This window comes from Verrucomicrobiota bacterium, from assembly GCA_016200005.1.
Taxonomy (GTDB): domain Bacteria; phylum Verrucomicrobiota; class Verrucomicrobiia; order Limisphaerales; family PALSA-1396; genus PALSA-1396.
This window is the reverse complement of sequence record JACQFP010000027.1, coordinates 18,646-41,657: the sequence shown is the minus strand read 5'-3', so window position 1 is coordinate 41,657 and position 23,012 is coordinate 18,646. Positions and strand designations below refer to the sequence as shown.

At 56.9% G+C, this 23,012-nt stretch carries 21 protein-coding genes and 1 pseudogene; 18 read left to right on the top strand and 4 right to left on the bottom strand.

The window, feature by feature from the left end:
- Positions 1 to 112 precede the first annotated feature (112 nt).
- A complete protein-coding gene (locus tag HY298_10480; protein MBI3850680.1) occupies positions 113 to 1,342 on the bottom strand; it encodes a hypothetical protein in 1,230 nt (409 codons plus the stop codon).
- 141 nt (positions 1,343 to 1,483) lie between these two features.
- On the opposite strand from HY298_10480, the gene HY298_10475 reads away from it, so the two are divergent.
- Complete coding sequence (locus HY298_10475) at positions 1,484 to 2,728, top strand: MFS transporter (GenBank protein MBI3850679.1); 1,245 nt, start codon at positions 1,484 to 1,486, stop codon at positions 2,726 to 2,728.
- Positions 2,729 to 2,732: 4 nt separating this feature from the next.
- On the opposite strand, the gene HY298_10470 is transcribed toward HY298_10475, so the two are convergent.
- Positions 2,733 to 3,497, bottom strand: a complete 765-nt coding sequence (locus HY298_10470) for a sugar phosphate isomerase/epimerase (GenBank protein ID MBI3850678.1) — start codon at positions 3,495 to 3,497, stop codon at positions 2,733 to 2,735.
- A 257-nt stretch (positions 3,498 to 3,754) separates the two neighbouring features.
- Here HY298_10470 and HY298_10465 point away from each other — a divergent pair, with 257 nt between their 5' ends.
- The 5 genes and pseudogenes from HY298_10465 to HY298_10445 all read left to right on the top strand — a co-directional run bounded on the left by HY298_10465 (position 3,755) and on the right by HY298_10445 (position 6,561).
- The gene (locus HY298_10465; protein ID MBI3850677.1) at positions 3,755 to 4,822 is read left to right on the top strand and encodes a phosphoribosylformylglycinamidine cyclo-ligase; all 1,068 of its coding nucleotides are present in this window, start codon (positions 3,755 to 3,757) and stop codon (positions 4,820 to 4,822) included.
- A 13-nt stretch (positions 4,823 to 4,835) separates the two neighbouring features.
- Positions 4,836 to 5,483 carry a hypothetical protein gene (locus tag HY298_10460; GenBank protein ID MBI3850676.1) on the top strand — a complete coding sequence of 216 codons (648 nt, stop codon included), beginning with the start codon at positions 4,836 to 4,838 and terminating at the stop codon, positions 5,481 to 5,483.
- A gap of 80 nt (positions 5,484 to 5,563) precedes the next feature.
- Positions 5,564 to 5,656, top strand: a pseudogene (locus HY298_10455) (hypothetical protein).
- A 198-nt stretch (positions 5,657 to 5,854) separates the two neighbouring features.
- The gene (locus HY298_10450) at positions 5,855 to 6,097 is read left to right on the top strand and encodes a hypothetical protein (protein MBI3850675.1); all 243 of its coding nucleotides are present in this window, start codon (positions 5,855 to 5,857) and stop codon (positions 6,095 to 6,097) included.
- On the top strand, positions 6,094 to 6,561 hold the full coding sequence (locus HY298_10445; GenBank protein MBI3850674.1) for a type II toxin-antitoxin system VapC family toxin: 468 nt from the start codon (positions 6,094 to 6,096) through the stop codon (positions 6,559 to 6,561). Before HY298_10450 ends, HY298_10445 begins: the two co-directional genes overlap by 4 nt.
- Before the next feature lie 193 nt (positions 6,562 to 6,754).
- Here HY298_10445 and HY298_10440 read toward each other — a convergent pair whose 3' ends face one another.
- Positions 6,755 to 7,603, bottom strand: coding sequence for an FKBP-type peptidyl-prolyl cis-trans isomerase (locus HY298_10440; protein MBI3850673.1), 849 nt, complete (start codon positions 7,601 to 7,603; stop codon positions 6,755 to 6,757).
- A 128-nt stretch (positions 7,604 to 7,731) separates the two neighbouring features.
- The gene (glmS, locus tag HY298_10435; protein MBI3850672.1) at positions 7,732 to 9,597 is read right to left on the bottom strand and encodes a glutamine--fructose-6-phosphate transaminase (isomerizing); all 1,866 of its coding nucleotides are present in this window, start codon (positions 9,595 to 9,597) and stop codon (positions 7,732 to 7,734) included.
- Positions 9,598 to 9,684: 87 nt separating this feature from the next.
- On the opposite strand from glmS, the gene HY298_10430 reads away from it, so the two are divergent.
- The 12 genes from HY298_10430 (at position 9,685) to HY298_10375 (ending at position 23,005) form a co-directional block, all read left to right on the top strand.
- On the top strand, positions 9,685 to 10,992 hold the full coding sequence (locus tag HY298_10430) for a glucose-1-phosphate adenylyltransferase (GenBank protein MBI3850671.1): 1,308 nt from the start codon (positions 9,685 to 9,687) through the stop codon (positions 10,990 to 10,992).
- A gap of 124 nt (positions 10,993 to 11,116) precedes the next feature.
- Positions 11,117 to 12,223 carry a response regulator gene (locus HY298_10425; protein ID MBI3850670.1) on the top strand — a complete coding sequence of 369 codons (1,107 nt, stop codon included), beginning with the start codon at positions 11,117 to 11,119 and terminating at the stop codon, positions 12,221 to 12,223.
- 12 nt (positions 12,224 to 12,235) lie between these two features.
- Positions 12,236 to 12,892 carry a response regulator transcription factor gene (locus tag HY298_10420; protein MBI3850669.1) on the top strand — a complete coding sequence of 219 codons (657 nt, stop codon included), beginning with the start codon at positions 12,236 to 12,238 and terminating at the stop codon, positions 12,890 to 12,892.
- Positions 12,893 to 13,144: 252 nt separating this feature from the next.
- Positions 13,145 to 13,729: a hypothetical protein gene (locus HY298_10415; GenBank protein ID MBI3850668.1), complete on the top strand. Its 585-nt coding sequence runs from the start codon at positions 13,145 to 13,147 to the stop codon at positions 13,727 to 13,729.
- Between the two features lie 533 nt (positions 13,730 to 14,262).
- A complete protein-coding gene (locus tag HY298_10410; protein MBI3850667.1) occupies positions 14,263 to 16,308 on the top strand; it encodes a hypothetical protein in 2,046 nt (681 codons plus the stop codon).
- Positions 16,309 to 16,334: 26 nt separating this feature from the next.
- Positions 16,335 to 17,111, top strand: coding sequence for an LPS export ABC transporter ATP-binding protein (gene lptB, locus HY298_10405; GenBank protein ID MBI3850666.1), 777 nt, complete (start codon positions 16,335 to 16,337; stop codon positions 17,109 to 17,111).
- A 109-nt stretch (positions 17,112 to 17,220) separates the two neighbouring features.
- Complete coding sequence (hprK, locus tag HY298_10400; protein MBI3850665.1) at positions 17,221 to 18,168, top strand: HPr(Ser) kinase/phosphatase; 948 nt, start codon at positions 17,221 to 17,223, stop codon at positions 18,166 to 18,168.
- Positions 18,169 to 18,221: 53 nt separating this feature from the next.
- The gene (locus HY298_10395) at positions 18,222 to 18,515 is read left to right on the top strand and encodes an HPr family phosphocarrier protein (GenBank protein MBI3850664.1); all 294 of its coding nucleotides are present in this window, start codon (positions 18,222 to 18,224) and stop codon (positions 18,513 to 18,515) included.
- Between the two features lie 300 nt (positions 18,516 to 18,815).
- Positions 18,816 to 19,103: an Asp-tRNA(Asn)/Glu-tRNA(Gln) amidotransferase subunit GatC gene (gatC, locus tag HY298_10390; GenBank protein MBI3850663.1), complete on the top strand. Its 288-nt coding sequence runs from the start codon at positions 18,816 to 18,818 to the stop codon at positions 19,101 to 19,103.
- Positions 19,104 to 19,180: 77 nt separating this feature from the next.
- Entirely contained in the window at positions 19,181 to 20,641 is a 1,461-nt protein-coding gene (gene gatA / locus HY298_10385; protein MBI3850662.1) for an Asp-tRNA(Asn)/Glu-tRNA(Gln) amidotransferase subunit GatA, read from the top strand.
- A gap of 135 nt (positions 20,642 to 20,776) precedes the next feature.
- Complete coding sequence (locus HY298_10380; GenBank protein ID MBI3850661.1) at positions 20,777 to 21,388, top strand: redoxin family protein; 612 nt, start codon at positions 20,777 to 20,779, stop codon at positions 21,386 to 21,388.
- Between the two features lie 42 nt (positions 21,389 to 21,430).
- Complete coding sequence (locus tag HY298_10375) at positions 21,431 to 23,005, top strand: cytochrome c (protein ID MBI3850660.1); 1,575 nt, start codon at positions 21,431 to 21,433, stop codon at positions 23,003 to 23,005.
- Positions 23,006 to 23,012: the final 7 nt, after the last annotated feature.

The following is a 23,012-nucleotide window of genomic DNA, read 5'->3' as shown; positions in this document are numbered from 1 at the left end:
AATAGCTCGCGTGACTGCCGGAGTTCCCGAAGCGTTTATTCCACGGGGCGAGGCACGGGAGGGAAACAAGTCATCTGAGCGAGGGCGACCATCACGATCGGTTTGCATTCGCTCACGGTGTTCTTGAAGGAGCGGAATTAGTTTCCTGCTGGTAGCGTTTGAAGCCATCTTCGCCCAGAATGGCGAGCAGGGATTTTTCATGGTCGGCGCGCACCGCCTGTAATTGTTCCAGCCGTTGTTCAGCGCTGAGGGTAGGATCGGTACGGATGCGTTGCTGCTCCTGTTCGACGGCTTGGTTGATGCGGTAAAGCGGCAGAACGGCCTCCGGCGGCGTGCCATATTTCTGCGCTGTCGCCTGCGCCTGCTGGAAGCCGGGATCTTTGCTGAGCTGATAGAGTTCGAGGCGGTCGGGACTCAGCGCTTGCTTCATGGCTGCGTCGCGTTGTGCTTCCAATTGTTTGCGTTGTTGCAAGCTGGCGGGGTCGTCGCCGCTGTAATAAAGCGCAATCTGCTGATCGATGGCATCGCGCGCGCGGAAAAGATTGCGGAATTCATCCGGGGTGACATCGAAGCCGCGCAGTTCATTGCGGAGAGTGGCGGCATTGGCGGAATAGCGCAGGAGGAATTCTTCAACCTGTTGCGGCGTCAGGATGCGCGAGAGTTCATCGCGCGTTTGCTGGCGGAGACGTGCCAGTTCTGCGGGATCGGGTGACTTGCCTTCGGCGCGTTGCGCTTCGAGATACGCCTGCGCCCGCTCCGCCGCCCGCGCACTGATGGCTTGCACGGCTTCCTTGGTCTCTGCTGAGAGAGCGCCGAGAACCGGGCCGTTAAGCACCACGCCACTTTTCGAGGGTGGAAGGTTGGTGAAAACACCGGTCAACTCAGGCGGTTCCCAGTTTGGACCCAGCAGGCGGGTCAGGAGCGCGCGCCGCTCCGCTTCGAGGGCGCGAAGTTTGGCGGCCGCCGCTGCCACGAGGTTGGTGTCGGGTTGCGAGCGCCACCATTGCTGGTCGGCGGTCATGATTTCAGTGGCGCGTTTTTGCGCGTAAAGTTGATTGACGTCGGCCACGATGATGTCGCGAATGGTTTGTTCCGGACAACCGATGTCGCGCAGGTTGGCGATGTACGTGGGATAGTCGGACGATTCCACTTCGCGCCACGTGAAGAACTGGCGACGGACGACGATGTTGGTCTTGATTAGATTGGTGGTGGAAGCCGATGATCCGAAAGGGATGCTGATGGAATAGGTGCTCGACGACGGCCGCCCGATGGAAAAATACCAGGCCGCAGCCAAGGCTACGTTCATAGCCGCCGAGATGAGGAAAATCATTCGCCAGCGCATAAGGTTATTTAGTCATAAACTGAGCGCCCCGCAAATTCTAATTTCCAAATTAAGCATTGACCTCGGCGCTTTGAAGCCATTTCGTTATGCCGTTCCAACGAACCACACGATGCACAACCGCCAACAAATCCGAGCCGAAATATGCCAATGACTGAGACTGCAAAAATCGACAAAGCCCAGTGGCTGGTGTTGGTCGCGGCATTTTTAGGGTGGATGTTTGACGGTTTGGAGATGGCGATCTTCCCCGTCGTCGCGCGGCCCGCGTTGCAGGAATTGCTCGGCACCCAGGCCGACCAGCAGGTCGGCCCGTGGATGGGCTACATCACGGCCTTGTTCTTAATGGGCGCAGCGACCGGCGGGCTTCTCTTCGGCTGGCTCGGGGACAAGCTGGGTCGTGTGCGCGCGATGGTGACCAGCATCATCACGTATTCGATCTTTACCGGGGCGTGTTACTTTGCAGGCGCGGCGTGGCAGTTTGGGCTGTTTCGGTTCTTTGCGGCGTTGGGCATGGGTGGAGAGTGGTCGCTCGGAGTGGCGTTGGTGATGGAGTGTTGGCCGGAAGACAAGCGTCCGCTCATGGCCGGAGTCATCGGCGCGGCGGCGAACTTTGGTTACGCGCTGATCGGCCTGATGACCTGGATCATCCCGGTGAAGCCGGATTCGTGGCGCTGGGTGATGCTGGCGGGAGCGGTGCCGGCATTGCTCGCATTATGGATCAGTCTCAAAGTGCCGGAATCGCATCGCTGGAAGGAAGCGGTGAAGACCCGCACGACGCATCCGCTCGCCGAAGTTTTCGGGCGCAACCTGTGGAAGACGACGTTGCTGGCCATCGCTTTCGCGTCCGTGGCCTTGATCGGCACCTGGGGTTCGGTGCAATGGCTGCCGTTGTGGGCGGATAAAATGGCGGGCAAGGCGTTGCCACAAGTCAAAGGTATCACGATGTTCGTTATGTCGGTCGGCGCCATAATCGGTTGTTTCATTGGGCCGGCGATTGGCGCGCGGATGGGGCGGCGACCGGCGTATTTTGCGCTGTGTCTCGGTTCGCTGATCACCTGCGGTGTGCTGTTTCGCGCGGTAAGTGAATTCGGAGCCGCGTTCATCGTCGGCGCATTTTTGGCCGGCGCGTTTACGGCGGCGTTTTATGGCTGGCTCCCGTTGTATTTGCCGGAGTTGTTTCCCACGCGGTCGCGCGCGACGGGTCAGGGACTTTGCTTCAACGCGGGACGGATTCTTGCCGCCGTCGGCGCCATAACGCAAGGCCAGCTTGTGACGCATTACGGCGGCAGTTATGCGCAGGCGGGCGCGGTCGTGACGTTGATTTACGCGTTGGGTTTGTTCCTGATCTGGCTGGCGCCGGAGACCAAAGGAAAACCGCTGCCGGATTAAGCGATCAGAGCAAATTCTGATACGCGAGCCAGAGCGAACGGAAATATCTCATCACCCGCAGCGGATCTTTGCTCTCCGGAATTTCGGCCAGGCAATAACCAGTGAAGCCGTTTTCGTTCAGGCGCGTCAGCAGTTTACGGAACGGATACTCGTCGAGATAAAGATCGCGCATGTGGACGGTGAAAATCTTGTCCTTCACGAGATTGAAGTTATGGTCGAAACCTTCGCCTTCGAGGTCGCTCTGATTGGAGTTCCAGCAAACACCGACGCTTTTGTGGTTGGCCACGTCCATGATGGTCTTGATATTGGGCACGAGCGACGTGGCCTGGCCGTGAACTTCCAGGCGCATTTGCACGCCGTGATTGTCGCCGAAGTCGCCGAGTTCATGCAGCGACTTGCCGATCTGCTCCAGCGTCTTCTCCGGCGGCACTTCTTTGGGCAAACCGTTGGGGCGAACCTTGACGCCGGGAGCGCCGACATCGTGAGCAAGGATGATGTATTGCTTGGTGGCCGCAATCTCCGCGCGCAGCTTGGCCTGGTCGGGAGTATGAAAATCAAACGCGCTGCCGAGGCCCATCAATTCAACCTGCGAATCGCGGAAACGCTGTTTCACTTCCTCACGCTGGTGTGTGTTCAACGTCACCTCCACACCATGCGCATGGGAGGTGCGCAGCTCGACGCCCTGGAATTTCGTTTCGGTGCAGTACTTGATGATCGTCGGGACATCCCAGTCCTTGGCGATGTTGTAGGTGACGGTGCCGAGCTTCATTTTGGATGAGCGAGTAATGAAGCTTGGTTGCTTTGGCGCTTCGGCGGCAAAAGTGGATTGGCCGATCACTCCGATCGTGCCCAGACCCATCCCGGCATTTCTCAAAAATTGGCGGCGATTGGTTTTCATGTTGCGTTGTTGTTGAATGTGCTGAGGAGGTTAATGAATCGCTGGCGCGTCGCAAATCAAAAACCCTCGTGCATTTCCAGACTCGACAGTGGCGAGTTGGCAACGGAATAATCGCGCCGCATTTTACGATGAAACAAAAAGCTTACGCGGCCGCCGGAGTGGACATCGATTTAGGCAACCGTCTCAAAGCCACTCTACCAGAGCTCCTCGCCTCCACGCATCGCCCGGAAGTGCTCGGCAAAGTGGGCGGGTTTGGCGGGCTGTTCGCGTTGAACGTAAAGAAGTTCAAGCAGCCCGTGCTCGTTTCGAGCGTCGATGGCGTCGGCACGAAATTGAAAATCGCCTTCGCGATGGACCGGCACGACACCATTGGCCACGATCTCGTCAACCATTGCGTCAACGACATAGCGGTGCTGGGCGCGGAGCCGCTCTTCTTTCTCGACTATCTCGGCACCGGAAAGTTGAAGCCGCACGTCTTCCAGCAGATCATCACGGGCTTCGTCCGTGGTTGCGTGGAGAATCACTGCGCACTGGTTGGTGGTGAGACGGCGCAGATGTCTGACTTTTACGCGCCGGGCGAATATGATGTGAGCGGCACGATCGTTGGCGTTGTGGAGAAATCCAAAATGCTCAACGGCCAGAAAACGGTGAGGGCAGGGGACGTCGTCATCGGAATCGCGTCGAGCGGACTGCACACCAACGGCTACTCACTGGCGCGGAAAATCTTTTTCGAACAGATGAAGCTCAAGCCGGAGGGCTACGTGGCGGAGTTGAAGAATACGATCGGCGCTGAGTTGCTTAAAGTCCATGTCAGCTACGGCCCGCTCGTGCAAAAGTTGTTGCGGCGTTTCAACGCTCAACGCTCAACATCCAACGTTCAATATTCAATCAGAGCATTTGCCCACATCACGGGCGGTGGTTTTGTCGACAACATACCGCGCGTGTTGCCGAAGAATTGCGACGTCGTCATCCGCAAAGGCTCGTGGGACATGTTGCGAATCTTCCAGATCATCGTAGAAAAGAGCGGTGTGCCGGACGATGAATTGTATCAAGTCTTCAACATGGGCATCGGCATGGTCGCCATTGTGTCGGCGGACAAGGCAGATACCGTGCTGAGATTTATCCGCGTGGGAAAGCACAAAGCCTGGCTCATCGGCGAAGTGGTGAAGGGCAAAGGCGAGGCGCGCGTGAGTTAGCAACGATGCAGACATGGATTATCTCCTGCAAAACGGCAAGAAACTTTGCCCTATCAAGATAAAGTCGCAGAGCGGCAGGGTTCGGCCAAATCCGAGTTATTCGGTTTCATTCCCGAAAACAATCAGTTTTTGTTGTGTCGAACGACCGCTCCCAGATGAAGCATACGAGCTTAAGCTGAGAGGCGCTGGGGTCGCTGCGCTCCGAATTAAATCGGTAGGCGGGGTGAATGCTCCCTTTTACGTCACGGCAGATGTGCTGGCTTCCGAGAAGACATCCGATACGCGCGTCAGCCGCATCATCTCACGAAATCGGAGAATCCCAGGCAGAGCTACGGGGAACCTGGCCTTCGTACTGAAATGGCCGAGCGGTAGCGCGACCTGCCCATTTGCCACCAGCTTTCATAATGCGAATCGTTTGTTCACGGAGCGACTCCGCCTCGTTCCTCTCGCAGAACGTGATTCAGTGACTGCGCACTTTGACGCTGAGGTTCGCAAGGCTGGCGGCGGTGTCAGACGAATTAAACTCGCAACATGGATAGGCACAGAGCCGCTGCCCAATTTCTTCCGTGCGGCGCGGCTTGCATTGCGATATTTGCCAAAGGAGGCTGATGACCAAAAGAAAACCGCGCCCGTCGAGTTTAGCAGCCTTCCATTCAAATAGGTCATGAATGGGGATCATTTCAGTTGGAAATTCGACTTTCTAAAAGCACGCCATCTGCGTAATCTGCGGAAAAGCCTTTCATGAAGCTCCTCGTCATCGGTTCAGGTGGGCGCGAGCACTCGCCGATTTGGAAACTGGCGCAGTCGCCCGGCACGCACTCGCTGTTAGCCCCGTCAGGGGCGTCATCTTTGTAGAACCCGCCCGAAACAATTTCCAAGCGCCATCAGGAGTGACATTTGCCTTAAGCCGCTCCCAAGGGAACCAAATTCAGTGTTGGTGTTGGTCCGACAAAGTCTTCGCGCCTACGGCGCCAGGATTCGAAGCGCAGTCGATGCTTGACTAAATCGGCCAGCGCCGACATATTGTCCGACATGAAGACTTTCACTGTGCGACAACTTGACCGCGAGCCAGCAACGGTGCTGGATGCCTGCGACCGCGAGGGCGTGGTGCAGGTCAAGCGCCGCGACGGCCGCATTTATTCCATCCAATCGGAGGCGTCCGCCCGCAAGACCATCACGTTGCCGGATTTTGCCGCGCGCCGGCGGGCGATTTTTCCCAAGATGATTCCTGCCGCCCAAGTTCGCAAGGTGGACAAACTCATTCGCGGCGAATGACTCCCTACGCCGACACCAACTTTTTCACCCGCACGTACCTGGAACTGCCGGACAGTACCGAAGCTGACCGCTTGGTGGCGCGAGCGGAGCGAGGTGCGACCGGTCCGCTACCGGTGACATGGCTGCATCGTTTGGAAGTCATCAACGCGTTTCAACTTCACGTTTTCTTCGGCCGTTCGCCGGGACAACATTTTGTCACAGCGGAGCAGGCGGCGCTGGCGCAGGCAAATTTCCGAGACGACCTGACGAAGGAGAGCTTTATCCGCAACGCGGTTGTACCCATCGGCAATCTGGAGCGGCAATTCGAGGAACTCGCATTGCGCCACACCGCGCGGCATGGCTTCCGCACCTACGATTTGCTTCACGTTGCCTCAGCGCTCGCGCTCAAGTGCGACACTTTTTGGAGCTTTGATCCCAAGGCGTCAAAACTCGCCGCGCTTGAGGGACTGAAAGTTCGCTGTTGATGCAATGAAGCTGCTGGTCATCGGTTCAGGCGGACGCCACTTTGAAATTCACGCGTGCGCGAAAGTAGAATGATGCGCGGTTGATTGGCGAAATTGCGAAACGCGTGAGAATAGCGCGTGTCGTCCCCCCGAGTTGTTCCAAGCAGGGTCTTCTACGGCTACAAACGAACTAACTTTTCTGGTCGGGAAGCCCTTACTTCGGCTTCGCGTCTTCCGGCTTGGCCGGCTTGGCTTCTTCGGCTTTCGCTTTGTTGACATCTTCCGGCTTGATCACTTCGATCTTCGCGCCGGCTTTGAGTTCCTCGGCTGACGGCACCTTGATGATGTCGCTGGTGGTTGGTTGCGGTGACTTGGTGGAAACCAGTTCGACCTCGAAAATCAACGTCGAGCCGGGTTCAATCTTGGCACCCTGCCCGCGATCGCCATAAGCCAGACTGGCCGGAATATACAATTCCTGTTTGGAGCCGGTCTTCATCATGAGCAACGCTTCGGTCCAGCCCTTGATGACGCCGTTCACGTTGAAGGTTGCTGGCTGCCCCCGTTTGTAGGAGCTGTCGAATTCCGTTCCATCGATCAACGTGCCTTTGTAATTCACGGTCACAGTGTCGCCGTTTTTGGGAACGTCGCCCGTGCCTTCGGTGATCACCTTGTATTGCAACCCACTGGGCAGGGTAACGACGCCGGGTTTCTTGGCGTTGGCGGCCAGAAAATCCTCGCCGGCCTTTTTATTCTTTTCCGCGAGTTGTTTGTTTTTCTCCTCCTGCTTGGCGCGCAATTCCTTCTGATAACTCATGATGGCTTCCTGCGCCTGTTGTTCGGTCAACAGAGTGGTGTTGCTGCTGAGAACGTCCTTGATGCCCTTCGCGATCAAATCGACCTCCACATCGTAGGACTGACGTTTGAGGTTGCTGCCGATGTTCATGCCGATGCCGTAACTGACCTTCTCCTTCTCGGTTTTCAAGGCGGACTGGTCGTCAGCGTGAACCAGACTGGCGCACAACGCAAAACCCAGAAGGGTGATCAAATGCCGTTTTGTTTCCATTTTCATATTCTGCTTACTTGTTTATTTTCAAAGATTGAGTGTCGAGATTTCTTCCTTTTTACAGCATTGGGCCGGGAAGTCTAGCGGGAAAAATCAGCCCTCAAATCAGGCAGGACATCACCCGTCGTTCATTCCACGGTCACGCTCTTGGCAAGATTGCGCGGTTTGTCCACGTCACAGCCGCGCGCCACGGCGATGTGGTAGGCGAGCAGTTGCAAGGGAACAACGGCGAGCAAGGGTGAAATCTGTTCCATGGCCGCCGGCAGGTAAATGATTTCATCCACTTGTTTGGCGAGGCGGTTGTTGCCTTCCGTGGCGAGCGCGATGAGCGGACCGTGCCGCGCTTTGATCTCCTGCAAGTTGCTCAGGACTTTCTCGTAGAGCGCATCCGACGGAATGAGGACCACGCTCGGAGTCTTTTCATCAATCAGGGCGATGGGCCCGTGTTTCAACTCCGCCGCGGGATAACCGGCGGCGTGGATGTAGGAAATCTCCTTCAGCTTGAGCGCGCCTTCCAGGGCCACCGGAAAATTATATTGTCGCCCGATGAAAAAGAAATCTCCGGCCTGGGAATAATTCAAGGCGATGCGTTTGATATGATCGTTTTGTGCGAGGACGCTCTCGATCTGTTGCGGCAGGGCTTCCAAGGCGCGAATCAGTTGCCTGCCACGACTGGAGGACAACATCCGGATGCGTCCCATGAACAGCGCCAGCAGCGTCAGCGCCGACACTTGCGACGTGAACGCTTTCGTGGACGCCACGCCAATCTCCGGCCCGGCGTGCAGATAAATACCGCCGTCGGCTTCGCGCGCGATGGTGCTGCCGACGACATTGCAGATGGCCAGCGCTTTGTGCCCGCGCCGCTTCGCTTCGCGCAACGCGGCAAGGGTATCGGCCGTTTCGCCTGACTGCGTGATGGCCAGCACCAGTGTGTTTTTCTCCAACGGCGCGTTGCGATAGCGGAATTCGCTGGCATATTCAACCTCGACCGGGATATGCGCCAGTTCCTCGATCAAATACTCGCCGACGAGCGCGGCGTGCCAGCTTGTGCCGCAGGCGGTGAGCACCAGGCGATCCACCGCGCGCAACTCCGTCGTGGACAGGTTTAATCCGCCAAACCTGGCGGTGGCTTCCTCATGGTCAATGCGTCCACGAATGGCGTTTTCCACTGTTCGCGGCTGCTCGAAGATTTCCTTGAGCATGAAATGCGGAAACGCGCCGCGTTCGACGGCTTCGGGGCTGAATTCGAGCTGGCTGATCTGCACTTTCGCCGTGTCCGCGCCTAGATTGGTGACGTGAAATTGGTCGGCGGTGATTTCTGCCACGTCATAATCGTTCAGATAAACCACCTTGCGCGTGTGTGCGATAATCGCGTTGGCGTCGCTGGCGAGGAAGTTCTCCTTGTCACCGACTCCGATGAGGAGCGGCGACCCGCGTCGCGCGCCGACGATCAAGCCCGGATGGTCCGCGCTGACGACGGCGATGCCATAGGTGCCGATGACTTCCTTGAGGGCGTTGATGATGGAAAGGGTGAGTGGGTGGTGAGTCCGTTCATTGTTGGGCCGGCCTTTTGTCTTTTCATAATGTTCGCCGATCAAATGTGCCAGCACTTCGGTATCGGTGGAGGAGTGGAATTGATGCCCGTCCTGGAGCAGCCGTTCCTTGATGCGGTCGTAGTTTTCGATGACCCCATTGTGGACGACGGCGATCTTGCCGCTTTGATCCAGGTGTGGATGCGAGTTGTCATCCGAGGGCGGGCCGTGCGTGGCCCAACGCGTGTGGCCGACGCCGATCTGGCCGCTCACCGTGCTCGCTTCGAGGAGTTTGGCGAGACCCTCGTCAATTTTCCCCTTTTTCCTGCGCGTTTGCAGTGCGCCATCGCACAGCACGGAAAGCCCGGCGCTGTCGTAGCCGCGATATTCCAATCGTCGCAGTCCTTCGAGAATGATGGGAACTGCGTCGTGCCTGCCGACGTAGCCGACGATGCCGCACATAGGAAAAGTTAATTGACCGTTTTGATTTACTTTTGCCGACCGGAACGTTATAAATCCGCATGACCATTCACAAGTAAGGATTTCATTATGGCTCAAACCAGCCGGCAAACCGCGAACACGAGCAATGTGCTTTCTGTCATCATGGGCGGCGGGCAGGGGAAGCGGTTGTTTCCACTGACCAAAGAGCGCGCCAAACCGGCCGTTCCGCTGGCGGGAAAATATCGGCTGGTCGATATTCCCATCTCCAACTGCATCAATTCGGGGCTGCGGCGCATTTATCTGTTGACCCAATTCAATTCCGCTTCGTTGCATCGCCACATTTCGCAGTCCTATAAGTTCGACCATTTTTCCGGCGGGTTCGTGGAACTGCTGGCCGCCGAGCAAACCTTTTCGGACGCTTCCTGGTATCAAGGCACGGCCGACGCCGTGCGCAAGAATTTGATTCACTTGCTGAATCACGAATTTGAATACGCGCTGATTCTCAGCGGTGACCAATTGTACCGCATGGATTTCCGCCCCATCATCAACCAGCATGCCGAGACGAATGCTGATTTGACCATTGCCACCATTCCGGTCGCGCGCGGCGAGGCCCAATCGCTGGGCATCATGCAGATCGACCAGGACCGGCGCATCACGCGCTTTGTCGAAAAGCCGAAAGACGTGGGGGTGCTGGATTCGCTGAAGTTGGACAAGGCGTGGTATCCACAACTTGGCATTGAAGGCGACGGTGAATTGTTCATGGCGTCGATGGGCATCTATGTTTTCAACAGGGACGTCCTGCTGAAGTTGCTGGACAACACGATGACCGATTTCGGCAAGCACATCATTCCGGGCGCGATTCAAACGCATCGCGTTTTTTCGTATGTGTTCCAGGGTTACTGGGAGGACATCGGCACCATCCGTTCCTTTTTTGAGGCCAACCTCGATGTGACTTCCGAGCTGCCGCGGTTTAATTTCTTTGACATGGCGACGCCGATTTTCAGCCGGCCCCGCTTTCTGCCGGCGTCCAAAATCAACGGGGCGCAGATCGACCACGCCGTGATTTCCGACGGATGTATCATCAACCACGCCAAAATCATTCAGAGCATCGTCGGCATCCGCAGCATCGTGGGCGCCGGCAGCGAATTGAAGCGGGTCATCTTGCTCGGGTGCGATTATTACGAGTCGTACAACTCCATTCTGGAATATGAGGCGGCGGGCGTGCCGCGGATCGGCGTCGGCCAGAACACCCGCATCGAAAATGCCATCATTGATAAGAATGCCCGTATCGGTGACAACGTCACGATTTCGCCAGCGGGCAAACCGCAGAATGTCGATCATCCGCTTTATTTCATTCGCGACGGCATCGTGGTCATTCCCAAGAATGGGATCATACCGCATGGGACGGTGATTTGAAATTGATAGTCCAAGAGCAGAAGTTTGTCGCGGTTGAGGACTCGATCAAGACCTCTGGTTTTCGCTCGACCCGCAGGGGCAGCGGAGTTAAAAACCAGACAGAAACCCGAACACTCCATCGCGCATGAACAAGGAACTGGACATCGTCATCATCGAAGACATCGCGCGCGACGCGGAGGCGATGGAGGCGGCGTTGCGCGACGAGGAGATTTCGTTCAAAACCCGGCGGATTCAAACCCGTGAAGAGTTTCGCGCCGTCCTCGAAACCGCGCCGCCCGACATCGTGCTCTCGGACTTCACGCTGCCGGAATTTGATGCGCTGGAGGCGTTGCATCTGCTGCAGGCGAAACGCCCCGACATCCCTTTCATCCTGGTCACCGGCAATCGCTCGGAAGAAGTCGCCGTCGCCTGCATCAAGGAAGGCGCGGACGATTACATCCTCAAGGCCAGCCTGCGGCGGCTGCCGTCCTCCGTGCTCAGCGCGCTGCGCAAAAAGGCGGTCGAGCGTGAGAAGGCGGCCGCGGAGGCGAAACTGCGCGAATTGCCCCGGTTGATTCTGCACGCGCAGGAAGCGGAACGCCGCCGGGTCGCACGCGAATTGCACGATAGTGTCAACCAACTTCTCTCCTCCGTGAAGTTCCGCATCCAATCCGTTGAGGCGCGCCTGCCAAAGGAGGACAATGCGTTGAGCGCCGAGGTGGAGAAAACTCGAGCCTTACTGGACAAGGCCATGCTGGAAGTGCGCCGCATCTCCCGCAATCTTCGCCCGAGTGAACTGGATGACCTCGGCCTGGTGGCGGCGCTGCGCAGCTTGTGCACAGAATTTGGGGAACGTACCGGCATCGTGGTTGAACTGGTGTGCCCCGACACGCCGCAAAAGCTCCCCGCCGACATTGAGTTGAGCATCTACCGCATCGCGCAGGAGGCCCTGACGAACGTGGAAAAGCACGCCGGCGCGCGCCGGGTGACGGTGGAACTCGCGTGCGACGATGGCGGTCTCCGGTTTCGCGTGCGTGATGATGGACGCGGGTTTGATCAGAGCGTGTTGAGCCTCGGCGCTGCGAAAGATGCGGGCATGGGGTTGATGGACATTGAGGAACGCGTCCGGCTGGTCGGCGGGATTTGCTCGGTGGAATCCTCTCCCGGCGCGGGCACGCAACTGGTCGTGGAGTTGACGCCGCAAACGCGCCGCGTCACACCCGCGGGCCGCCTTCCCGTGCTTTCCAGCTAACCTTTTCCTATTATGGCCGCTCGAAAAATTCGCCTGTTACTTGTGGACGATCACCCATTCGTGCGCGAGGGCATCAAGTCCCACCTGGCTACGGAAGCCGGGATTGCGATTGTCGGCGAAGCCGGCAACGGCGAAGAAGCCCTGCGGCAGGCGGCGCGGTTGAAGCCCGAGGTCGTGCTCATGGACATCAGCATGCCGGGCATGAGCGGACTGGAAGCCATCTCGCGCTTGCGGAAAAAAGCGCCCCGAGCCCGCGTCTTGGTGCTCACCATGCACGACAATCGCGAATACATCACGCAAGTTTTCCGGCTCGGTGCGCGCGGCTTCGTGCGGAAGGACAGTTCGCCCGATGAACTGGTGCGCGCCATTCGCGCCGTAAGCGCGGGTGAGGTCTTTTGCGGTCCTGGAGTGTCGAGCGTTCTGGTGGAGGAACTCGCTCAGGGCAGCCCCGGTGACGCCCGCCCCGCCCACGCGTTCGCCCTGTCCGACCGTGAACGCGAGGTGTTGGTGCACGTGGCTGAAGGGCTTAGCAACAAGGATATCGCCCGCCGACTTGGGGTCGGGGTGCGCACCGTGGAGACCCACCGCGAGCATATCATGCACAAGCTCGACATCCACACCGTCGCCGGCCTGACGAGGTTTGCGGTCGCGCAGGGCATGGTTCAGTGAATTCTGCGCCGGCTGACGACGTCCTGCTTTCGCCGTCCGCATCCGTAATCCGTCCGAGGTGCAATATCCGTAACCGTTCGCGTTGTGATGCACGCCAGAGCGATCAGACTGGTGACAGTCGCCATGAAGCCAACGCGCCACACCTGCCGGTCCGCTTTTCCAACGACTTCGCCAAAAGGAGGTCTGATGAATACGGTGGCGCGAGGGATTGCGACGAGGTCTCTTGATCCGTCCCTTAACCTGAACATGCCTATGAGCGCCAGTTCGCTGGAAGTCATTCCTGAAACCGTTCGTTGGGAACCGAAGTTTCCCTTCCACCTCGTGGTTGCTTACGAGGACGAACTCACGCATGGCCGTGCTATTGCGTTGTACGACACGCTCGTCAAAAACCTGCGCGACGACCATGACATGCGGTACTCCTGGTGGAAATTTCACTTCCTGTATGATCCCGCCTTGCTTGACCGGGCCATCGCCGCCGCCATGGAGGCCGATATGATCATCGTGGCGCTCCGCGACGCGAAGGAGCCGCCCTGGATCGCTCGCAACTGGATTGAAAAATGGCGTGCAGCCAAGGAGGGTCACGATTCCGCCCTGGTCGCGCTGGTGGAAGGCACCCCTTCCGACCGGGTGGAGGATTGCCTGATGTTCGGCTATTTGAACGGCGTCGCGCTCCAGGCGGAGATGAACTTTTTCCCGCACGTGTTTCCTGCCGCGCCGTCGCATGTTCTCCTTCCGCTTGCGGGCATTTCTGCCCACGCGACGGATGTGACTCCGTTGGTGGAAGACCGCCTCCGATCTCCCACCAACGCTCCGCTTTGGGGTATTAACGAGTACTGACACACTGATGATTGCGAAACGCGCAATCGGCACGTCCCCGCAAGAGCTTCCTGCTCATGTTTAACCCACAAAACAGAGCGGTTCTTCAACGGCGTTTACATTCCCGCGCGCCGCTCTTCAGAATCCTCTGTGACGGTTGGCAGTGCACGGAGGTAAACAAGCTGGCCACCCGGTCGGCGGCGTCGGCCAGAACGCGCGAATCGAAAACGCCAGCGCCGGCGAACGCGGGCGCAACCGCTTCACGGTAGCGATTTCTTCGGCAGGCAGACCGGAAATCGTGGCGCGCGCGCCTGGCGACATTTGCAGCGGCATCAATGTTAGCCTTAAGGAAGGCACCACCTCCACGCGATGTTGAATTGTGAATTCAAGCGTGACGGACTGCAGCATTCTGCAGATGTATCCCGGTGAAAACACCTTCCATTGCGAATTACGTTTTACGTTTCCGGGCGTGACTGGTAGAACCACGGCGTGCCGAACGACACCGCTGCCAATCTGAAATCTTCGACTGCGCCTTCTGCCTGTCGCGCCTGGCTATGACGCAGCGCGCAGTTCAAACCGGGAGATGGGCTCTGATCGGCGGGCTGCTTGCCGCTTTTGTTCTGTTGGTGGTCACATTGCATGGACAGCAGCGCGGAGTCGTCATCAGTAAATTTCGATTCGCTGAACCCTACGATCCACCATTGCAGAATCAGACAAAATATTTGCTGATGGGCGCGGAAGGTCGCGCGCTCGGCGAAGGCAAGGTTTTGCTCAAAGAGTTCAGGATGGAAACTTTTGCACGAAACGGCGACCGCCAGACAATCAGTTCTGCGCCCGAGTGCGTCTATGACACGATTAACCGCACGGTCAGTTCCGCCGGGCCGATGCAGATGCAGACGGCGGATGGAAAATTCTTCATACAAGGCGAAGGATTTCTATTACGGCAGACGAATCTCAGTCTGGTCATTTCGAACAAAGTCGAAACTACCATCCACAAGGAATTACTCGCGTCCCCGACCTCTCAACTCAAACCGGCGGGTGAGGCGACGACGAATTCAGCCGGCGTTCCTGTCCCAACCCTCGTGGCCACCAATGCCGTCCTCGACACAAACCAATTCGTCAAAATCTTTTCCCAACACGCCGATTTCAGTTCCGTTTCCAATCTGGCGGTTTATTCGGGCAACGTCCGAGCGGTCGATCCAAAGATGGAACTGACGTGCGCAATTGCGACGGCTCATTTTTCCACCAACGGTTCAGTGGAAAATGTCCTGGCGGAAACAAATGTGGTGATCACAGGCAGGCAGGACAACAGTCGCGCCACCGGCGAATCGGCGGTTTACTTGGTGAACGCGGAACAGGAGAGGATTGAGTTGATGGGCAATGCGCATTGGCAGGATGACCAGCGCGCGGCGAAAGCGGACAAATTCATTTTCGACAGGCAAGACAACACGGTTCGGGCTGAACCGAATGCTTATTTGAAATTGCCGCGTGCGGCTTTGAGTTTGTCGGGGCCACTGTCGGCGAACTCGTCCACGCCGGCGGCCGATCACGCCGGCACAAATGAAATCATCGAAATCACCTCCAAGCTCTTGACGATGCAGTTACCGACGACCAATCGGCCGGCTCGTGTCATCATCGCTCGCACCAACGTTTTGATCTTCAACCCCAATGATCAGAGCCGCGCCACCGGCGACGAAGCGATTTACACGGAAGCGGACGGCACAGTCAGATTAAGCGGCAAAGCAAACTGGTCTTCCAACCAACGAGTTGTGAGCGGCGACACGCTGACCTTCGACCAGACCAACCAGGTTTTTACCGCGCACGGCGATGGTTACCTCAAGCTGCCGCTGGCGGCGTTGGGCAAATCGTCCATGTTGTCGTCTGGTGCCGCCGATTCAACCAACCGCGTGGCGAAGACCAACCAATTCGTTGAAGTCTTCTCTGACGATTACGATTATCGGAACAACCTCCTGAGCTTTCGCGAGAACGTCCGGGCAAACCTGCTCGAAGGCGACGTGATGAATGGGTGGATGACTTGTGGTTTATTGACGGTTGAATTCACGAACAATCAGATGAAGACCGTCGTGGCCCGGCGCAACGTGGCCGTCGGACAAGTCCCCGGCCCTGCCGACACTGCCCGGAAAGTGTATAAGAAATTGAACTGCGAAATCCTCACGATCAACCTTTCGACGAACGGTCAGGCAGAGAGTTTTTTGGCCGAGGAAAAGGTCGTGGCCGTTCAGGATGAAGTGCGCCCCGGCACCAATGATGTTCACACCACGCTGAGGGCGGAGGTGGTGACGGGTTATTTTTTTGCGACGACCAATCAGCTTGAAAAAATGATCGCGGAACGAAACGTGTACCTCGAACAAGGCGAGCGCAGCGCCAAAGGGGCACAGGCAGTTTACACGGCCACCAATAATCTCGTGGAGTTGACCGGCGAACCGACGGCGACACTGCCTGGCAGCCGTATCAGCAAAGCGGATTCGTTGATTTGGGATCGCGCGGATGGAAAACTGACTGCGAGGGGGATACACAAATCCGAATGGAGACGTCCGCCCGCCAACACCAACCAAACGAACTTGCCCTTTCCCAGATAGCCGGGGCATGCTGATGCCGCCACGACATGAGCCAGACCGCAACCAAAGCATTCGATTCGACAGCAACGATGGAGTCCGTTGACAAACTGTTGGCGACCGAGAATCTGGTGAAGAAATATAGTCAGCGGCGCGTGGTCAACGGCGTGTCCATTACCGTCGCGCCTGGCGAGATCGTGGGTCTGCTCGGCCCAAACGGTGCGGGCAAGACGACGACATTCAACATTGTGGTGGGTTTGATCAAGCCCGACGACGGGGCCGTCACATTCCAAGGACGGACCATCACGTCGTTGCCGATGCATCTGCGCGCCCGCTTGGGGATTGGTTATCTGACACAGGAACCGTCGGTCTTTCGCAAACTGACGGTGGAGCAAAACATCCTCGCCATCCTGGAAACCTGCAAGATGAGTTCCCAGGAGCGGCGCGTGCGCCTCAAGTATCTGCTCGACGAACTGGATATGTCATCGCTGGCCAAGAACATGGCCTACACGTTGAGCGGAGGCGAAAAGCGGCGGCTCGAAATCACCCGGGCGCTGGTGACCAGTCCGAAGCTCCTGCTGTTGGACGAACCGTTCAGCGGAATCGATCCCATCGCCGTCTATGAAGTCCAAAAGATTGTGCGCCGGTTGAAGGAGCGCGGCCTGGGGATATTGATCACCGATCACAATGTGCGGGAAACCTTGAAGCTGGTGGATCGCGCCTACTTGATCCATAAAGGCGAAGTTGTGTGCGAAGGCACCGGTGAGTTTCTGGTGAACGATTCCAAGGCGCGCGAGATTTATCTCGGCCCAGAATTTAATTTATGAAACAGAGCGCGGACCAATTGGAGTGTTGGAGTGCTGGAGTGTTGGAGTGCTGGAATTTCGGTTTCCCAATACTCCACAACTCCATTACTCCATTGCCCCATTTCTCGTTATGGAACACGATGTAATCACAGTCGAACGGTTTTACACAGAGCACGCCGGCGCTTTGGGCCTGACGTTGGTGGCCGGTGCCAGCGGCCTGAAGAGAATCATCCGCGAGCCGACCGTCAATCGTCCCGGCCTGGCTTTGGCTGGCTTCACGAAATATTTTGCCAGCAAGCGTTTGCAGGTCATCGGCAGCGCGGAAGCAACCTTCCTCAAATCGCTTTCGCCGGAGGAACGTCAATCTCGCTACGACGTTTTGTTTTCCCACAAAATTCCCTGCGTCGTCTTCAGCCGAAATCTCAAACCCGACAAACTGTTTCTGAAAAGCGCTGAAGCGGCCAAGGTACCCATCTTCCAATGTCCGCTGATCACGATGAAGTTCATCAACCTGGCAACGCTGGCTCTGGAGATGATGTTCGCACCGCGCGGCACCGAGATGGGCAGCATGGTGGACATTCTGGGCGTGGGCGTAATCATTCGCGGCGAAAGCGGCATCGGCAAGAGCGAGTGTGTGCTGGCTTTGATTGAACGCGGCTACAGCCTGGTTTCCGACGATATCACGCGGCTGACGTTGATCGACGGTCGTGAAGTGATGGGCACCAGCGCCGAGCTGACGCGCAATCACATGGAAGTGCGCGGCATCGGCATCATCAATGTCGCCGCCATGTTCGGCGTCAAATGCATCCGGCGGGAAAAGAGGGTGGATCTCGTCGTCACGTTGAAAACCTGGAATGAAGTTTCGGATGTGGATCGGGTCGGCATCGAACAGGAGTTTGTCAAAGTCCTGGGTGTGGACATTCCGCATTATACGATTCCTGTGCGACCGGGCCGCGATTTGGCCAGATTGATCGAGGTGGCGGCGTTCCACACCAAGCTGAAGACCGCCGGTCATAATCCAGCCAAGGAATTAAATGACCGACTGATTGCCCAAATGGCCGGCAAAACCCACCTGTAAACTAATAGCTGGCAAAAATGACCAACTCGGCGCACACTAAACACACGGAACGGATGAGCGCCAAAAAGATACCGGACAAACCCTGGTTCAAGGAACTGGTGGTGACGAACAAGCTGGGCATTCACGCCCGGCCAGCGGCAATGTTCGTGAAAACCGCCAGCCGATTTACTTGCGAGATCTTCGTCGAAAAGGACGGTGAACGCATCAACGGGAAAAGCATCATGGGCCTGATGATGCTGGCGGCCGGCCCCGGCAGCAAATTGACCGTCCATGCCGAGGGTGGCGACGCGCCGCAGGCGTTGCTCGAATTGGAAGCCTTGGTCAAACGCAAGTTTGATGAGGAGTAAGGGCCGATTGCCATGCGAATCTATTTGGCAATTTTCACTCTGATATTTTTTCCATTAGCGCTTTTTGGGCTTTTCAAGTCCCTCAAAACTGGGACCATCCACATCAGAGGTTATAAAAGGCCTTTTGTAAGGAAAGATACCCCGCGCGACTTTTGGTTTGTTTGGTCAACCGTGCGTTTCATTTTTCTAGTTCTTGCGTTTCTCTTTACTACTTCATTTCTTTTTTAGCTCGGTTTTGCTCCTTCCTCGTTATTCAACTTTGAACTTTGAACTTTGGAGTTTGAACTTTAATCTCCGTCCATGTCCGCAACCGAAATTGATGTCAAATACGTCGCGCACCTGGCGCGGCTCTCACTTTCGCCTGCCGAAGAGCAAAAGCTCGGCGCGCAACTCAACCACATCCTCGGTTACATCGAAAAGCTGAAGGAACTGGACGTGAGCCAAGTCGAGCCGACCGCCCACGCTGTCCCCCTCGTGAATGTGACACGACCCGATGTAATCTGTCCGTCCATTTCCAACGAGGAGGCCTTGCGCAACGCGCCCTCCAAAGCCAACGGACTCTTCATCGTGCCCAAGATTGTGGAATGACGACACGAATTTCACGAATGCTCACGAGTTGTGAACTCGAATTCGCAAGGATGGTTGAAATGTATGAATAGTTTTTCATGCTGAATCAACTCACAATTTCACAACTCACTGCTCACCTCGCCAAACGCGAAGTCTCCGCGCGCGAAGCCATGCAGTCCTGCCTCGACCGAATCCAGCGTGTCGATGGGCAGATCAAAGCTTTCATCAGCTACGATGCCGCCGATGCACTTGCCCAAGCGGATGCTGCCGACAAAGCCGGCATAGAGCATGAGCAGCGCCGATTGCTGGGCATACCCATCGCCATCAAGGATGTTTTAGCGGTAAAAAACCAGCCGCTGAACTGCGGTTCAAAAATTCTCGGCAAATTTATTTCGCCCTACGACGCAACGGTCATCGAGAAACTGAAAGCCGCCGGTGCCATTGTTTTTGGCCGGCTCAACATGGACGAGTTTGCCATGGGCAGTTCTACTGAGAACTCGGCATTCCAACTCACCTTGAACCCGTGGGACACGACGCGCATTCCCGGCGGTTCTTCCGGCGGTTCAGCGGCGGCGGTTGCGGCGGATGAAGTCATCGCCACGCTTGGTTCGGACACGGGCGGTTCGATTCGCCAGCCTGCTGCGCTTTGCGGTTGTGTCGGGTTGAAACCTACTTACGGCCGCGTTTCGCGCTATGGACTTGTCGCCTTCGCGTCATCGCTCGATCAGATTGGATCGTTTACCAAAGATGTGCGCGATGCCGCTACGATGCTGAGTGTCATCAGCGGTCAGGACCCGCGCGATTCGACGAGTGTTCCTGAACCTGTGCCCAACTTTGTCGCCGCCCTCGACGGCAACATCAAAGGACTGAAACTGGGCTTGCCGAAGGAATACATGATCGGTGGGCTGGACGCGGAAGTGAAGAGCGCTGTCGATGCTGCGGTTCAGCGATTGCAGAAGCTCGGCGCGGAAGTCGAGGAGATTTCCCTTCCGCACACCGATTATGCCGCTGCGACGTATTACATCATCGCGCCCGCCGAGGCCAGCGCCAACCTCGCCCGCTTCGACGGCATCCGTTACGGCCTGCGCGTGGACGGTGCAGACCCAATCGAGCTGTACAGCAAGACGCGCGGTGCCGGGTTTGGCGCGGAAGTCAAACGCCGTATCATCCTGGGCACTTATGTGCTGAGCAGTGGTTACTATGACGCCTATTATCTCCGCGCCCAAAAAGTCCGCACCCTCATCCGCCAGGATTTCTTGAAGGCATTCGACCAAGTCGATGCCATCGTCACCCCGACGACGCCGACAGCCGCGTTCAAGGTCGGCGAAAAATCCGACGACCCGTTGCAGATGTATCTCTCGGACATCTTCACGATCTCCTGCAACCTCGCAGGCATCTGCGGCATCAGCATTCCCTGCGGCTTCACGAAATCGCCGAAATTGCCGATCGGCTTGCAACTACTCGGCAAACCGTTTGGCGAGGAAACGATGTTGAAAATCGCGCATGCTTACGAACAAAGCACTGATTGGCATAAAGTCAGGCCGGTGTTGAAAGGGTGATGGCACGCGAAATCAACTGAATTTGGATCGAGGTCTAATTTTCGCCCACCTTGGACCGTAACCAACCTGTTGAACAATCCGTTATCAACATGTATTCACATGCTGGCAATGCGGTTTTCAGACCAAAATGTTGTGATGATCAGAATGAGGAGACAGACGACCTTGCTTCTGCTTCTCAGCTTATTCTCGTTGTGCACTTCGTCCATCGGTGCAGAGACGAAGGATAAGACGCGCGTGGACAGCGTTTCGCTTTCCATCAAGGATGTAAAAGGCGTTGCGCAGACTCCGTTTGATCTGAAGGGAGCGGTCGCATCGGTTTTGATTTTTGTCATGCACGACTGTCCCATCTCCAACGCTTACGCCCGGGAACTCGAACGCCTCCGTCGCGATTACGGTCCGAAGAGAATCCGGTTTCAATTGGTCTTTGTCGATTCCGACCTCACAGTCGCGGCGCTCGAAAAGCATAACTCGGAGTACGGGCTTACCAATCACACAACCATTCTGGATTCCACTCATGCCCTGGTAAAAGCCACCGGCGCGACCGTCACCCCAGAAGCGGTCGTGGTGGGCGCCAATGGGAAAATTCTCTATCGAGGCCGCATCGACAATCTCTACAGCGCGTGGGGCAAATCCCGCGGTCAGGCCACCGAGAAGGACTTGCGACAGGCGCTGGATGCTGTCGTAAAAGGGAAAGCTGTCACCAACTCGCGAACGAAAGCTATCGGTTGTTACATTCCCACGAATTGATGGAAACTTTGCTCGCGCGAATTAAACCACAAGAAAATGATTATGAGAAAATACTCCAAAGACCTGGCCGCCGGTTTTCTGGCGGGTTTGATGCTCGTTCCGCTTGCGCATGCACAATCGCCGACCGAAGCGCCGGCTGAAGCGCCGGCCAAATCGCGACCGAAAGCGGCGCGGATCGCCGACATCAAGTACACGCCGAAGCCGAAAGGCACGCTGACGTTCACCGAACACATTGCACCGATTGTTTTCAATAACTGTGCTTCGTGCCATCGACCGGGTGAAGCGGCGCCGTTCGCATTGCTCACCTATGCCGACGTGAAGAAACGGGCCAGGTTGATCGCGGAAGTCACTGGAGAAACATTTATGCCGCCGTGGCACGCTGAGCCGGGTTACTGCGAGTTTGCCAATGAACGTCGCATCTCGGACGAGCAAATCGGGATGCTGCGACAGTGGTATGCTGAGGGCGCGATCGAGGGCGATGCCGCCAAACTGCCCGCGTTGCCAAAATTTCCAGAAGGCTGGCAACTTGGCAAACCGGACCTCGTTGTAAAAATGTCCGAGGCCTACACGGTGCGGGCGGAGGGTCAAGATATTTACCGCTACTTTGCCGTTCCGTTGAATCTTACGGAGGATAAGTGGGTGAAGGCGATTGAGTTTCGGCCCAGCGCCAGAACGGTGGTTCATCACTGTTTGTTTTTCCTCGATACCACCGGGACCGCCCGCAAGTTGGACGAAGCCGATCCAGAACCTGGCTACAACGGTGGTGGTGGCGGACGGGGCAGGGGACTCCAGATGAGCGGCGGGCTTGGCGGTTGGGCTGTGGGCGGAAATCCGCGCCCTTTGCCCGAAGGTCTGGCCTGGCACATTCCGAAGGGTGCCGACCTGGTGTTGCAAACTCATTTTCATCCGTCGGGTAAAGTGGAGCAGGAACAATCGGTGATCGGGTTTTATTTTGCCGACGGGCCGCCCAAGAAGACCTTTGCCGGCATTCAACTGCCGCCCATTTTTGGCGCCATTGCCGGGATCGATATCCCGGCTGGGGAAAAACATTATGTCATCAAGGATTCCTTTGTGCTGCCCGTGGATGTCGAAGCGTTTGCCGTCAACGGACATGCCCACCAGTTGGCCAAGGAGATGAAGATGATCGCCACCATGCCGGATGGGCACGAAAAGTGGCTCATGAAAATCGGCGATTGGGACTTTGCGTGGCAGGAACAATACACCTACAAGCAACCTTTCACGCTGCCCAAAGGCACGCGGATTGATTCGGAAATCAGCTACGATAACTCCGCCGACAACCCCAAGAACCCGACAATTCCGCCCGTGCGAGTGCGGTGGGGACGCATGTCATCAGACGAAATGGGCAGCGTGACCCTGCAAGTGGTCGCGGCGAAGGAGGAAGAAATGCCCCAGTTGCGGGCGTCGCTCAAACGTCACATGGCCGATTCATTCATCGACCGGGCGATGGCCGAATCAAAGAAAGAGACCGGACGCGGCGGGTTTGTGGCTGGCATCATCAAACGCTTTGATAAGGACGGCGATGGCAAACTCAGCGACGAGGAGCGCGCGCAAGCACGGGAATTTATTCAGCAGCAACGCGAACTGGCCGAGGAGTAAATCGCGA

Bases quoted from the DNA above. Each gene is read 5' to 3' on its own strand.
- HY298_10480 (MBI3850680.1), bottom strand. From the start codon at position 1,342: ATGCGCTGGCGAATGATTTTCCTCATCTCGGCGGCTATGAACGTAGCC.
- HY298_10475 (MBI3850679.1), top strand. From the start codon at position 1,484: ATGCCAATGACTGAGACTGCAAAAATCGACAAAGCCCAGTGGCTGGTG.
- HY298_10470 (MBI3850678.1), bottom strand. From the start codon at position 3,497: ATGAAGCTCGGCACCGTCACCTACAACATCGCCAAGGACTGGGATGTC.
- HY298_10465 (MBI3850677.1), top strand. From the start codon at position 3,755: ATGAAACAAAAAGCTTACGCGGCCGCCGGAGTGGACATCGATTTAGGC.
- HY298_10460 (MBI3850676.1), top strand. From the start codon at position 4,836: ATGGATTATCTCCTGCAAAACGGCAAGAAACTTTGCCCTATCAAGATA.
- HY298_10450 (MBI3850675.1), top strand. From the start codon at position 5,855: ATGAAGACTTTCACTGTGCGACAACTTGACCGCGAGCCAGCAACGGTG.
- HY298_10445 (MBI3850674.1), top strand. From the start codon at position 6,094: ATGACTCCCTACGCCGACACCAACTTTTTCACCCGCACGTACCTGGAA.
- HY298_10440 (MBI3850673.1), bottom strand. From the start codon at position 7,603: ATGGAAACAAAACGGCATTTGATCACCCTTCTGGGTTTTGCGTTGTGC.
- glmS (MBI3850672.1), bottom strand. From the start codon at position 9,597: ATGTGCGGCATCGTCGGCTACGTCGGCAGGCACGACGCAGTTCCCATC.
- HY298_10430 (MBI3850671.1), top strand. From the start codon at position 9,685: ATGGCTCAAACCAGCCGGCAAACCGCGAACACGAGCAATGTGCTTTCT.
- HY298_10425 (MBI3850670.1), top strand. From the start codon at position 11,117: ATGAACAAGGAACTGGACATCGTCATCATCGAAGACATCGCGCGCGAC.
- HY298_10420 (MBI3850669.1), top strand. From the start codon at position 12,236: ATGGCCGCTCGAAAAATTCGCCTGTTACTTGTGGACGATCACCCATTC.
- HY298_10415 (MBI3850668.1), top strand. From the start codon at position 13,145: ATGAGCGCCAGTTCGCTGGAAGTCATTCCTGAAACCGTTCGTTGGGAA.
- HY298_10410 (MBI3850667.1), top strand. From the start codon at position 14,263: ATGACGCAGCGCGCAGTTCAAACCGGGAGATGGGCTCTGATCGGCGGG.
- lptB (MBI3850666.1), top strand. From the start codon at position 16,335: ATGAGCCAGACCGCAACCAAAGCATTCGATTCGACAGCAACGATGGAG.
- hprK (MBI3850665.1), top strand. From the start codon at position 17,221: ATGGAACACGATGTAATCACAGTCGAACGGTTTTACACAGAGCACGCC.
- HY298_10395 (MBI3850664.1), top strand. From the start codon at position 18,222: ATGAGCGCCAAAAAGATACCGGACAAACCCTGGTTCAAGGAACTGGTG.
- gatC (MBI3850663.1), top strand. From the start codon at position 18,816: ATGTCCGCAACCGAAATTGATGTCAAATACGTCGCGCACCTGGCGCGG.
- gatA (MBI3850662.1), top strand. From the start codon at position 19,181: ATGCTGAATCAACTCACAATTTCACAACTCACTGCTCACCTCGCCAAA.
- HY298_10380 (MBI3850661.1), top strand. From the start codon at position 20,777: ATGATCAGAATGAGGAGACAGACGACCTTGCTTCTGCTTCTCAGCTTA.
- HY298_10375 (MBI3850660.1), top strand. From the start codon at position 21,431: ATGAGAAAATACTCCAAAGACCTGGCCGCCGGTTTTCTGGCGGGTTTG.